This is a genomic window from Pseudomonas sp. ML2-2023-3, assembly GCF_037055275.1.
Taxonomy (GTDB): domain Bacteria; phylum Pseudomonadota; class Gammaproteobacteria; order Pseudomonadales; family Pseudomonadaceae; genus Aquipseudomonas.
This window is the reverse complement of record NZ_CP146343.1, coordinates 4,627,384-4,639,126: the sequence shown is the minus strand read 5'-3', so window position 1 is coordinate 4,639,126 and position 11,743 is coordinate 4,627,384. Positions and strand designations below refer to the sequence as shown.

At 57.6% G+C, this 11,743-nt stretch carries 10 protein-coding genes and 6 tRNA genes; 9 read left to right on the top strand and 7 right to left on the bottom strand.

The window, feature by feature from the left end:
- Positions 1–43 precede the first annotated feature (43 nt).
- The 8 genes from V6P94_RS21425 (at position 44) to mgtE (ending at position 4,172) form a co-directional block, all read left to right on the top strand.
- Positions 44–1,279 (top strand): aspartate kinase, encoded by a 1,236-nt coding sequence (locus V6P94_RS21425; protein ID WP_019823401.1) that lies wholly within the window; start codon positions 44–46, stop codon positions 1,277–1,279.
- 187 nt (positions 1,280–1,466) lie between these two features.
- Positions 1,467–1,655, top strand: coding sequence for a carbon storage regulator CsrA (gene csrA / locus V6P94_RS21420; protein ID WP_003175645.1), 189 nt, complete (start codon positions 1,467–1,469; stop codon positions 1,653–1,655).
- 61 nt (positions 1,656–1,716) lie between these two features.
- Positions 1,717–1,807 (top strand) — tRNA-Ser (locus V6P94_RS21415).
- Positions 1,808–1,913: 106 nt separating this feature from the next.
- A tRNA-Arg gene (locus tag V6P94_RS21410) sits at positions 1,914–1,990 on the top strand.
- Between the two features lie 70 nt (positions 1,991–2,060).
- A tRNA-Arg gene (locus V6P94_RS21405) sits at positions 2,061–2,137 on the top strand.
- A gap of 70 nt (positions 2,138–2,207) precedes the next feature.
- Positions 2,208–2,284 (top strand) — tRNA-Arg (locus V6P94_RS21400).
- Positions 2,285–2,354: 70 nt separating this feature from the next.
- Positions 2,355–2,431: transfer RNA gene (locus V6P94_RS21395), tRNA-Arg, on the top strand.
- Positions 2,432–2,729: 298 nt separating this feature from the next.
- Positions 2,730–4,172: a magnesium transporter gene (gene mgtE, locus V6P94_RS21390; protein WP_133077321.1), complete on the top strand. Its 1,443-nt coding sequence runs from the start codon at positions 2,730–2,732 to the stop codon at positions 4,170–4,172.
- Between the two features lie 112 nt (positions 4,173–4,284).
- Here mgtE and V6P94_RS21385 read toward each other — a convergent pair whose 3' ends face one another.
- The 5 genes from V6P94_RS21385 to V6P94_RS21365 form a co-directional block, all read right to left on the bottom strand.
- Positions 4,285–4,611, bottom strand: coding sequence for an Arc family DNA-binding protein (locus tag V6P94_RS21385; RefSeq protein WP_133077322.1), 327 nt, complete (start codon positions 4,609–4,611; stop codon positions 4,285–4,287).
- Between the two features lie 273 nt (positions 4,612–4,884).
- Positions 4,885–5,061, bottom strand: coding sequence for a PA3371 family protein (locus V6P94_RS21380; protein WP_219262041.1), 177 nt, complete (start codon positions 5,059–5,061; stop codon positions 4,885–4,887).
- Between the two features lie 29 nt (positions 5,062–5,090).
- Complete coding sequence (locus tag V6P94_RS21375) at positions 5,091–5,321, bottom strand: hypothetical protein (RefSeq protein WP_326397505.1); 231 nt, start codon at positions 5,319–5,321, stop codon at positions 5,091–5,093.
- Positions 5,322–5,554: 233 nt separating this feature from the next.
- Entirely contained in the window at positions 5,555–6,283 is a 729-nt protein-coding gene (locus V6P94_RS21370; protein ID WP_133077324.1) for an aspartate/glutamate racemase family protein, read from the bottom strand.
- Between the two features lie 55 nt (positions 6,284–6,338).
- A complete protein-coding gene (locus tag V6P94_RS21365; RefSeq protein WP_133077325.1) occupies positions 6,339–7,880 on the bottom strand; it encodes an NCS1 family nucleobase:cation symporter-1 in 1,542 nt (513 codons plus the stop codon).
- 616 nt (positions 7,881–8,496) lie between these two features.
- Here V6P94_RS21365 and V6P94_RS21360 point away from each other — a divergent pair.
- A tRNA-Arg gene (locus V6P94_RS21360) sits at positions 8,497–8,573 on the top strand.
- A 59-nt stretch (positions 8,574–8,632) separates the two neighbouring features.
- Here the strand turns inward: V6P94_RS21360 and V6P94_RS21355 are convergent.
- Together V6P94_RS21355 and V6P94_RS21350 are read right to left on the bottom strand one after the other, a co-directional pair.
- Positions 8,633–9,820 carry a fumarylacetoacetate hydrolase family protein gene (locus V6P94_RS21355; protein ID WP_326397506.1) on the bottom strand — a complete coding sequence of 396 codons (1,188 nt, stop codon included), beginning with the start codon at positions 9,818–9,820 and terminating at the stop codon, positions 8,633–8,635.
- 133 nt (positions 9,821–9,953) lie between these two features.
- Positions 9,954–11,738 (bottom strand): IlvD/Edd family dehydratase, encoded by a 1,785-nt coding sequence (locus V6P94_RS21350; RefSeq protein WP_326397507.1) that lies wholly within the window; start codon positions 11,736–11,738, stop codon positions 9,954–9,956.
- Between the last annotated feature and the right edge of the window lie 5 nt (positions 11,739–11,743).

Below are 11,743 nucleotides of genomic sequence, written 5' to 3'. Positions count from 1 at the left end.
GAATGATAAATGGGCGCCCTTTATGGGCTGAGGCTGCTTTGAAATGGCTTTGATCGTACAGAAATTCGGAGGCACCTCGGTCGGCACTGTCGAGAGAATCGAGCAGGTCGCCGATAAAGTTAAGAAGTTCCGCGAAGCCGGCAATGATCTGGTGATCGTGCTATCTGCAATGAGCGGCGAAACCAACCGCCTGATCGAACTGGCCAAGCAGATCAGCGATCAGCCGTTACCCCGTGAGCTGGATGTGATTGTGTCCACGGGTGAGCAGGTGACGATTGGTCTGCTGGCAATGGCGCTGAACAAGCGCGGCGTGCCAGCGGTGTCCTACACCGGCAGCCAGGTGCGCATCCTGACGGACAGTTCGCACACCAAAGCCCGCATCCTGAAAATTGACGATCAGAAGATTCGCGCCGACCTGAAGGCCGGGCGTGTGGTTGTGGTTGCAGGTTTCCAGGGCGTTGATGAGCACGGCAACATCACCACCCTGGGTCGTGGCGGCTCTGACACCACTGGTGTGGCGCTGGCGGCGGCCCTCAAGGCTGATGAGTGCCAGATCTATACGGATGTCGACGGTGTTTACACCACTGACCCGCGGGTTGTGGCAAAAGCTCAGCGTCTGGAAAAGATCACCTTCGAAGAAATGCTGGAAATGGCCAGCCTGGGCTCCAAGGTGTTGCAGATCCGGGCGGTCGAGTTCGCAGGCAAGTACAACGTACCGCTGCGCGTTTTGCACAGCTTCAAGGAGGGTCCAGGCACCCTCATTACTATTGATGAAGAGGAATCCATGGAACAGCCGATCATTTCTGGTATTGCGTTCAATCGCGATGAAGCCAAGCTGACCATCCGTGGCGTGCCAGACACCCCGGGCGTGGCGTTCAAGATTTTGGGTCCGATCAGTGCGACCAATATCGAAGTCGACATGATCGTGCAGAACGTTGCGCACGATAACACCACCGACTTCACCTTCACCGTGCACCGCAATGACTACAGTGCTGCGCAAAGCGTGCTGGAAAACACGGCGCGTGAGATCGGTGCCCGTGAAGTGGTCGGCGACACCAACATTGCCAAGGTTTCGATTGTCGGTGTGGGCATGCGCTCTCACGCGGGCGTTGCCAGCCGCATGTTTGAGTCCCTGGCCAAAGAGAACATCAACATCCTGATGATCTCGACCTCCGAGATCAAAGTGTCGGTGGTGATTGAAGAGAAGTACCTGGAGCTGGCAGTGCGCTCCTTGCACACCGCTTTTGATTTGGACGCGCCAGCCCGACAGGGCGAATAAGGCGTTGTCTGGAGGGCGCGGTTAATCCGCGCCCTTTGTTTTTTTGGCGGGCATGAACGAAGACCTCCTGTTTCGTCATGTTGGTCAATACTAAGGAGCGGCGGGCTATAGCTGTTTAGCGAATAGCCCGAAGCCCTTTTTTTTTGCAGACTGTGGCCACTGAAATGAAAAGTGTGAGGAGAAAAGTATGCTGATTCTGACTCGCCGTTGTGCGGAAAGCCTGATCATAGGCGATGGCGAAATTACTGTGACCGTACTCGGCGTCAAAGGAAACCAGGTGCGTATCGGTGTGAACGCCCCCAAGGAAGTGGCGGTGCACCGTGAGGAGATCTACCTGCGGATCAAGAAAGAAAAGGATGAAGAACCAAGTCTCTAATTTTATTTAAGTTTTTAGTTGCAAGCGGGGAAAAGGCTGGTTATTATACGCCCCGTGTTGCGGAGAGGTGGCCGAGTGGCCGAAGGCGCTCCCCTGCTAAGGGAGTACATCTCAAAAGGGTGTCGGGGGTTCGAATCCCCCCTTCTCCGCCATTATTCATGTAGCACGTTGGGTCTGGGTAGTTTCGGTAAGTTATTGAATTTACTGAAAAAAATCTTGCCAGAGAGATTCAACGGTCTATAATGCGCCGCTTCAAATGCACTCGTAGCTCAGCTGGATAGAGTACTCGGCTACGAACCGAGCGGTCACAGGTTCGAATCCTGTCGAGTGCACCATTTAAGAGTCAATCGCTGCGGCGGTTAACTTGGCTTCAACCAGGGTGGTCTGGTCTATCAAGCACAACTTGCACTCGTAGCTCAGCTGGATAGAGTACTCGGCTACGAACCGAGCGGTCACAGGTTCGAATCCTGTCGAGTGCACCATTTAAGAGTCAATTGCTTCGGCGATTAACTTGGCTTCAACCAGGGTGGTCTGGTCTATCAAGCACAACTTGCACTCGTAGCTCAGCTGGATAGAGTACTCGGCTACGAACCGAGCGGTCACAGGTTCGAATCCTGTCGAGTGCACCATTTAAGAGTCAATTGCTTCGGCGGTTAACTTGGCTTCAACCAGGGTGGTCTGGTTTATCAAGCACAACTTGCACTCGTAGCTCAGCTGGATAGAGTACTCGGCTACGAACCGAGCGGTCACAGGTTCGAATCCTGTCGAGTGCACCAAACACCAAAAAGCCCGCATTATATGCGGGCTTTTTGCTATCTGCGATTTGGCTATTGCTGTCATCCTGACGACTTCTCTTCTGTTTATTCTGGCAGTGCTGCGCAAGCTTTTGTTATTGCCAAGATTTTTGCGTCATTAATTTTTAAGCCGTGTATGATTGCGCCCGTCAGCCCCGCCGGGGCTTGTGGAATACCTCCATGGACTTACCCAGTAGTAACTCAGCATCCCGTTTTTCCAATCATGAATTGACTGATTGATCCTTCCGGCGTGCCCTGCTGCTGGGAGTGGAGTTCGCCTATGACCGAAGTTGAAGTAAAGAAAACACAAGAAAGCCTGCAAAGCCGCCTCGCTCAAGTCATTGAGCTGCTTAATCGCCAGCGTGTGGTCGAAGACCTGACTCATCGTCAGGAAGGCCATCACCATGACCGGGTTGAAAACCTGGTTCATCGGCAGAACCTTGTTGAGCTCCAGCGCAAGCTGGAAGACCTGCACTCCGCAGACGTTGCCTACATCCTTGAAGCATTGCCACTGGACGACCGCCTGACGGTCTGGCAGCTGGTCAAGGCCGATCGCGATGGCGACATCCTGCTTGAAGTCTCTGACTCGGTACGTGAAACCCTGATCGCCGACATGGACGATCACGAGCTCCTGGCAGCTGCCAAGGAGATGGACGCCGACGAACTTGCTGACCTGGCCCCCGAGCTGCCGCGAGACGTCGTCCATGAGCTGATGGAGACCCTTGATGGTCAGCAGCGTGAGCGTGTTCGCTCCGCGCTGTCCTATAACGAGGATCAGGTCGGCGCACTGATGGACTTCGAGATGGTGACGATCCGTGAGGACGTCAGCCTTGAAGTGGTATTGCGTTACCTGCGTCGTCTCAAAGAATTGCCGGGCCATACCGACAAACTGTTCGTGGTTGATTACGACGGTGCGCTCAAAGGCGTGTTGCCGATCAAGCGTTTGTTGGTCAACGACCCCGAGAAACAAGTGTCCGAGGTCATGGCCAGCGATCCGGTAAGTTTTCATCCGGACGAGGACGCCTACGATGCTGCACAGGCGTTTGAGCGTTACGACTTGATCTCGGCCCCGGTGGTCGACAAGAACGGCAAGCTGATCGGCCGATTGACCATCGATGAAATGGTCGACCTGATCCGTGAAGAGAGCGAGAACGAAGTGCTCAACATGGCCGGTCTGCGTGAAGAAGAAGACATCTTCGCTTCGGTCTGGAAGTCCCTGCGTAACCGCTGGGCCTGGCTGGCAGTCAACCTGGTCACCGCGTTTATTGCTTCGCGGGTGATCGGTCTGTTCGAAGGTTCGATTGAGAAGCTGGTGGCACTGGCAGCACTGATGCCCATCGTGGCCGGTATTGGCGGTAACTCCGGCAACCAGACCATTACCATGATCGTACGGGCGATGGCGCTCGATCAGGTCAATACCGGTAGCACCTCGCGTCTGATGCGCAAGGAGCTGGCCGTGGGCTTGATCAATGGCCTGGTGTGGGGTGGGGTGATCGGTGTTGTCGCGTATCTGTTGTACGGCAGCTGGTCACTGGGCGTGGTGATGACCGCGGCCATGACGCTTAACCTGCTGCTGGCAGCGCTGATGGGCGTCTTGATCCCCATGACACTTGCCCGGCTTGGGCGTGACCCGGCGATGGGTGCAAGTGTGATGATCACAGCCATGACTGACAGCGGCGGGTTCTTCATCTTCCTGGGGCTGGCAACCATCTTCCTGCTCTGACGGCCAGCGGCCTGATCTGACAGCTGTCAGATCAGGCCGTTTTTGTTTCTGGCGCAAATGGCGCCCATAAAAAAAGCCAGCGCAATGCTGGCTTTTTGTTACCTGAATTAAATCAGGCTTCCTCCGAAGCTGCCTCAGCGTCGTGAGCAATCAGTGAAACCAGAGCGTTTTGCTGGCGATGGGACAGTTGGCGGAAGCGTTGCAGTAGTTCGCGCTCGTGCAGGGAGAGCTCGGGGCTGTCCAGGCGCATGCTGAGTTCGTCACCCAGTACGCCTTCCTGAATAAGGCTTTGCTCAAGGCGAGCAATGATTTCTGAGTTCATGCTGCGGTGATGATTGCGAGCCACTTCGGCGATGCGCTCGCGCATTCCGTCTGGCAGGCGTACGACGAACTTGTCAGCCGTACGGCTGGAGTAAATTGCCTGTTTCAATGGGCGCATTTTAGTTAACCGGTTAGTTCAGGGGAGCGGTTCTCGGGAATTGGCCGCAGGATGTGATTAAGACCGTCCTTATAGCCAAAGTTCAACCTGAATTGCTAGGAGGCGCGCATCATGCCTCAAATCTGCCACTTCCCTGGCGTCAATTCTGTGACAAATATTGAACCGGATAAAGGCGTTATGCCAGTAGTGATTATTAAAAAAATGCATCGACGTGGATAGTGCACAAATCCACCGTTCATCCTGAAAGGTCTGTTCTCCAGCAGAAGGGCGCTCTCAGCGTAATTGCGGGTCAAATTTGAACCTGCGCCCGATGATCAGCGCCACCAGCCAGCAACTGAAAAATACTCCCGCAGCGATCAAGGGCAGGTTTCCGAATTCGTTACGGGCGAAGACATCAAGTGCAAGGCTTGATAGCGCCAGCATCAACAAACTCAAAGCAATTTTGGACATGATTTACTGCCAACCTCTCAATATGCGCTTCAAAAGACCCAGCGCTCACCCTCGGGAGCCAGGTTGGCTGCAGGGTGGTCTGTAGTCAGATGAGGTGTCGCGCTGCTCACGCTATTCATGACCGCCACTTGCGGCAGCGGCGCGAGGGGTTTGTCATAGGTCTGGACGTATTGCTCATCGGTGGCGGGTTCAGGTTGAAAGTGAAAAATCACTAAAACAGCCAGTGCCAGGGCATTTAACAGTAACAGGGTGCTGTTCATGGCGGTCATCTCTGAGAGCATGGACGGGATACTGTTAATAGAGCAGTCTTCGTGCCAACTGTTAAAGAGCTAAAAACCCTTATAAAACAGCTGCTTGGAGTATGTATTCAAGAGGGTTTCAGTGCAATTTGCAATGATGGCTTTTTGATGTAGTGCAAATTGCACGATACAGGCCAGAGCCCGCGGGAGCGGGCTTGGCAAGGATTCAGTCGATATCGCCTGCAGGCGATCGGTTATCGCCCGAAACGTTCGGCCCATCCACTGATAACCTTGGGCCGTGGGGTCGCGTAAGTGCGTACTTTTGACGTCGACAGCCCCAGGCGAACCAGCGACTCGGCAATGGTCACCGCAGCGGTAACGCCATCGACCACGGGCACGCCGGTGCGCTGGCGAATCTGCTCATCAAGGCCCGCCATACCGCCGCAGCCCAGGCAAATGACCTCTGCCTTGTCCTCGCTGACGGCCAGTTCTGCCTGGTGAACAATGGCTTCAACCGCGCGTTGCGGCGAAGATTCGAGTTCCAGAACGGCAAGGCCGCTGGCGCGCACCGATGCACAGCGGTACCAGAGCCCGGACAGTTTCAGGCGATCTTCAATCAGCGGCACGGTGCGATCCAGCGTGGTGACAACCGAATAGGCGCGGCCCAAAAACATGGCGGTGCTGGCCGCTGCGTCAGTGATGTCCACCACGGGCACGTTGAGCAGTTCCTGTAACCCTTCACGGCCATGCTCGCCATACCCGGCCTGTATCACGGCATCGAAGGGCTGGTCGTAGGACATGACGCAGTCCATCACCGCGATTGCGGCCAGATAACTTTCAAAATTCCCCTCAACCGACTCGGCGCCGAAACCGGGCGTCAGCCCGATGATTTCGGTGCCCGGCGCGGCGACGGACTGCGCCTGACGTGCAATGGCCTGGGTGATGCTGTCGGTCGTGTTGACATTGACCACGAGAATTCGCATGGGGGCTCCTTCAAATCAAGAGTGGGCGGTCTGAATTGGCCAGACCGCAAACGTATCAATGGCCAGCGTTGTCGACCGCGATCGACTCGCCGCTGACGTGGGCGTAGTGGGGTTGGCGCCTGGCGATGATCAGGTAAAGCATTGCCGCGATGCCGGCCCCGATCATCCAGGAGAACGGCGAAACAGTATGAAAACCTGGCACCAATGCCAGCACGATGGCGATCAGAGCAGCAGGAATAAACGCCGCGACGGCGCGTAAATTAACGCCTCGGCTGTAGTAATAAGCGCCGCTCGGGTCTTCGCTGTACAACGCCGGCACGTCGATACGGCCTTTTCGTACAAGCCAGTAGTCGACCATGATCACCCCGTACAGCGGGCCAAGCAGGGCACCCAGGCCGGACAGGAAGTACACGATAACCAGCGGGCTGTTATAGAGATTCCACGGCAGGATCAGCACTGCCAGGGTTGCGCTGATCAGTCCGGCGCGCTTGAACGTCAGATGCCTGGGTGCCAGGTTGCTCAGCACAAAAGCCGGTGCGACGAAGTTGGCCATGATGTTCACCGCCACCGTCACAATCAGGAATGCCAGGCAGCCCAGCACCAGAAAGAAGGTGTTCGGGATCGACGCGATAATCTGCGTCGGGCTTTCGATAATGGTGCCGTTGATTTGAAACTGGGCGCCGCACAGCAGGACGGTGATACCGGCAAACACCAGAATGTTCACCGGCAGGCCCCAGAAATTACCAACCTTGATGGTTTTGCAGCACGGCGATGAACGTGAGAAATCACTGAAATTCAGGATCAGCGTGCCGTAGATCGCCAGCCACAGCGCGGCTCCGGCAAACACGTTGCGCCACACCTCGGCGGTGCTCAAGGGCACGCGGTCTGACCAGGCAATGGTGCCGTTGGCCTGAAAGTACATCCAGCCTGCCAGGCACAGTACCGTCAGTAAAATGACCGGTCCGGCAAACGCCTCGTAGCGGCGAACCATTTCCATGCCGTAGGCCAGGATCGTCAGCTGCACCAGCCAGATCGCGACAAAACACACCCAGCCCAAGCTCGACAGGCCAAGGATCGAGTCATGGTCGTAAGCGTCGAAACCAGGATGCACGGCCACCAGTAGCACCCGTAACACCACCGAGGCGAGATACGTCTGAATACCGAACCAGGCGATAGCAATGACCGCGCGTATCAGCGCAGGAATCTGCGCACCATGAATGCCGAAACTTATCCGGCTGATGACCGGGAAGGGCACGCCGGTGCGCTGGCCCATATAGCCCGACAGGTTCATGAAGTTGAACACCAGCAGAGCGCCGATCCCGAGTGAAAGCAGGATCTGCCAGCCGTTGAGGCCCAGGGCGTAAAGCCCGATGGCGAACGAGTAGTTGGCGATGTTGTGCACATCGTTGGTCCACAGGGCAAAGATGCTGTAGCGGCCCCAGCGGCGGCCTTCGGTTTTAGTGGGGGCCAGGTCACTGTTGTGCAGGCGCGGACTGAGCGCCAGGGTGGATGCAGTAGCGTCCAGGGAGTCGGGGAGGGGAGTTGAAACCGGTGAAGGTAAATCCAGAGCGAGGGTATCGGAGAGTCTTGAACGCATTCTGGCAAGCTCCTGATGTCCGCTGGTGTGATGACTGTTCATGAGCGTTGGCTCGACAAATCTTCGTCACGGCAGCGGAAATCACTGGTTGTGAGAATTCGCGGTATGCCTGCTTTTATGTAGCAGGCCACGAAACAATGTGTACTTAGTTTTTGTTCGTTTTGTATACAAGTGTCGTGTGGGTGTAAGCGATATTCATGCCAGCAGAAACACACAGATCAGTAGCCGTGTTCACGGATCCCTATGCTGTTTTTTATCTGTATGAAATTAATGGATTTTTTATTTTTTGCGGGCCAGCTGAAAAACCAGCGAATAGAAAGGGAGATGGATCGTGGTCAATTGTGACCAGAGAGAGGGTTGTTACTTTTTGATGCATAAAAGGTTTGTGGCGCGGTTGGGTGCACCGTTATGTGACGTTTTGTATACGATCATTAGGCGCTGTATGCGCCTGTGGTTGTCGTTGAGCTGCGTGAGGTTGTGATCGGTCGTAAGTCCTGGGCGTCAGGTCTGACGGTTACACGGCATTAACGGTCAAGGGGCGTGTGTCTGACCGTTAAAAAGGCCACGCACGACATGACAAACAAAGGCATGACCGTTACCATGCTCGCCGTCATTTGTCTCAGTAGCTCAATTGGATAGAGCATCCCCCTCCTAAGGGGAAGGTTGCAGGTTCGAACCCCGCCTGGGACACCAGATACGCAAAGGCCCCGCACTGTTGAACAGGCGGGGCCTTTTTTGTGGCTTTCAATCAGTCAGGCCTGGCCCAGCAGCCCGCGCCCCGCCAGGTTCTTCATCAGTGCCCCAACCCCGAATGCCCATTGTGGAGCCTGGTCGCTACCCGTCACGCGATTGTGCAGGGCGCCCAGGGCGGGTGACGAAATGCTCACTACGTCGTCCGCCTTGTGGGTGAACCCCTGACCCGAATGGTCGCGGTCTTCTGTGGGCGCGAACAGGGTGCCGAGAAACAGCACAAAGCCGTCCGGGTACTGGTGGTTGGCATTGAGGGTTTGCTCCGCCAGATTGGCCGGGTCGCGGCTGATCTGGTTCATGGAACTCTTGCCGTCCAGTACGTAGCCGTCCGTGCCTTCGACGCGCAAGGTCACTTCGCATTGGCGCACGTCGTCGAGACTGAAGTGTTCGTCGAACAGGCGAATAAACGGTCCCAGTGCGCAGGATGCGTTGTTGTCCTTGGCCTTGCTCAGCAGCAGCGCACTGCGGCCTTCGAAGTCGCGCAGGTTGACGTCGTTGCCCAGGGTTGCGCCGTGAATCCGGCCCTGGCTGTCCACCGCGAGCACGACTTCCGGTTCCGGGTTGTTCCAGCTTGAACCCGGGTGAATGCCGATGGCATTACCGCTGCCCACCGCCGCCAGTATCGGGGCCTTGGTGAAAATCTCGGCGTCCGGGCCGATACCGACTTCCAGGTACTGGGACCACATGTTCTGTTCGATCAGCACCTGCTTGAGGCGCATGGCCTCGGGCGAGCCGGGGAGCAGGTCGCGCAGGTTGTCACCGATGACGTCCTGTACCAGGGCGCGGATCTCTTGAGCACGCAGGGCATCGCCGCCTGCTTTTTCTTCGATGACTCGCTCGATCATGCTGGCGGCAAATGTCACGCCTGCGGCCTTGATCACTTGCAGGTCTGCAGGGGCCAGCAGATAGGGCTTGGCCATGTCACGCTGCTCGCCACTGTTGGCCAGCAGGGCCTGAATCGTACCCAAGGCCGTACCGCTGATTTCGCGTACGCTTTGCAGCGGTTTGTCGCTTTCCAGTAGCGCGCTCAGGGTGGCGAAGTGCGCGGTGCAGTCGATCACCTCGCCGTCTCGAATCACCACCACGGCCGGACCACCACGCTCGCCAGGTAGCCATACACGACCCACCAGCGTCGCGCGCTGCCAGTCGTTCGGCAGGGAGTTTTCTACGGTCAATTGCAGCGTTTGCATAGGCCTGATCCTTGAAAAAATGGGCAGTGCGGGAGCGGACTTGCTCGCGATGACGCCGCTGCGGTGTACCTGAGAGAGCGCGCCGCCTGCATCGCGAGCAAGCCCGCTCCCACAGGTCATGTGTCCATAGTGTTTAGTGAGAGTGGCGGGGCGGGCCGTTTTCCGGGATCACGCGCCAGTACAGTGTTGCCGGTTCCAGGCAGCCGCCCGTGGACAACTGGCCTACCAGTTGGCGATACAGTTCCTGCCACGGCGTTTGCGACGGGGCCAGCGGTGGCAGGGGTTCCTGGCGACGCTCGTTGAGCACGCTTTCGTCCACCAGCAAATTGACACTGCGCGCATTCAGGTCGACGCGCAGGCGATCCCCCGTGCGCAGCAACGACAGGCCGCCGCCCACGGCAGACTCCGGAGACATGTTGAGAATCGACGGGCTGGCCGAGGTGCCGCTTTGACGGCCATCGCCCATGCACGGCAGCGAGTCGATCCCTGCCTTGATCAGGTTGGAAGGCGGTGCCATGTTCACCACCTCGCCACTGCCGGGAAAACCGACAGTGCCGCAGCCGCGAATCACCAGAATGCAGCGTTCATCGATGTCCAGCGTCGGGTCGTTGATGCGCGCCTGATAGTCTTCGGGCCCCTCGAACACAATGGCCCGCGCTTCGAAACTGTTGGGTTGCAACGGGTCGCTGAGATAGGTCTTGCGGAAGGCTTCACCCACCACCGACATTTTCATGATGGCGCTGTCGAAGAAGTTACCGCTGAGTACGATAAAACCGGCGCGGTGCATCAGCGGATCTTCGTATGAGCGGATCACGTCGCGATCGCCGGTGACGCAGTCGGCAACCACGTCCCCCATGCTGCGGCCACTGACGGTGAGGCAGTCGCGGTGCAGGCGCCCAACCTTGTCCAGTTCATGCATCACTGCCGGTACGCCGCCCGCGCGGTGGAAGCTTTCGCCAAGGTATTCACCGGCAGGCATGCAGTTGACGAGCAACGGGACGTCTTCGCCCACACGCTGCCAGTCTTCCAGCGACAGATCGATGCCACTGTGGCGGGCAATGGCAATCAAGTGTGGCGGGCAGTTGGTGGACGCGCCCAGTGCCGAGGCCACGGCGATGGCGTTTTCAAAGGCGGCGTGGGTCATGATGTGCGATGGGCGCACGTCTTCGCGCACCAGGTCGACGATGCGCATGCCGGTGGCATAGGCCATTTGACCGCGCTCGCGGTACGGTGCCGGAATGCTCGCGCAACCAGGCAGCGACATGCCCAGTGCCTCGGCCAGTGCGTTCATGGAAAGCGCGGTGCCCATCGTGTTGCAGTGGCCCACGGACGGCGATGAAGCCGTGGTCAGGGTCATGAACCCTTCGTAGTCGATCTCCCCTGCGCTGAGCAGGTTGCGCGCATGCCACAGGACGGTGCCGGAGCCGATGCGCTGGCCTTTGTGCCAGCCGTCGAGCATTGGCCCGCCGGACAACACGATAGAGGGCAAGTCAGTGGTGGCCGCCGCCATCAGGCAGGCCGGGGTGGTCTTGTCGCAGCCGGTGGTCAGCACGACGCCGTCCAGCGGGTAGCCGTGAAGCACTTCCACCAGGCCCAGATAGGCGAGGTTGCGATCCAGCGCCGCGGTTGGGCGACGTGACTGTTCGGCGATCGGGTGCACCGGGAATTCCATCGGAATGCCCCCCGCGTCGCGAATACCGTCCTTGACCCGCTTGGCCAGTTCGATGTGGTGGCGGTTGCAGGGCGTGAGGTCGCTGCCGGTCTGGGCAATACCGATGATGGGCCGTCCCGATTGCAGTTCGGCCCGGGTCAGGCCCTGGTTCATGTAGCGCTCAACGTACAGCGCAGTAAGGTCGGCGTGGCTTGGATCGTCGAACCACAGCTGGCTGCGCAGGCGGCGTGGGGTTGAATCGGTCATGGCAG

Excerpts from the sequence above, each read along its gene's own strand:
- V6P94_RS21425 (WP_019823401.1), top strand. The coding sequence starts at position 44 with ATGGCTTTGATCGTACAGAAATTCGGAGGCACCTCGGTCGGCACTGTC.
- V6P94_RS21355 (WP_326397506.1), bottom strand. The coding sequence starts at position 9,820 with ATGCAAACGCTGCAATTGACCGTAGAAAACTCCCTGCCGAACGACTGG.
- mgtE (WP_133077321.1), top strand. The coding sequence starts at position 2,730 with ATGACCGAAGTTGAAGTAAAGAAAACACAAGAAAGCCTGCAAAGCCGC.
- csrA (WP_003175645.1), top strand. The coding sequence starts at position 1,467 with ATGCTGATTCTGACTCGCCGTTGTGCGGAAAGCCTGATCATAGGCGAT.
- V6P94_RS21370 (WP_133077324.1), bottom strand. The coding sequence starts at position 6,283 with ATGCGAATTCTCGTGGTCAATGTCAACACGACCGACAGCATCACCCAG.
- V6P94_RS21380 (WP_219262041.1), bottom strand. The coding sequence starts at position 5,061 with ATGTCCAAAATTGCTTTGAGTTTGTTGATGCTGGCGCTATCAAGCCTT.
- V6P94_RS21385 (WP_133077322.1), bottom strand. The coding sequence starts at position 4,611 with ATGCGCCCATTGAAACAGGCAATTTACTCCAGCCGTACGGCTGACAAG.
- V6P94_RS21350 (WP_326397507.1), bottom strand. The coding sequence starts at position 11,738 with ATGACCGATTCAACCCCACGCCGCCTGCGCAGCCAGCTGTGGTTCGAC.
- V6P94_RS21365 (WP_133077325.1), bottom strand. The coding sequence starts at position 7,880 with ATGCGTTCAAGACTCTCCGATACCCTCGCTCTGGATTTACCTTCACCG.
- V6P94_RS21375 (WP_326397505.1), bottom strand. The coding sequence starts at position 5,321 with ATGAACAGCACCCTGTTACTGTTAAATGCCCTGGCACTGGCTGTTTTA.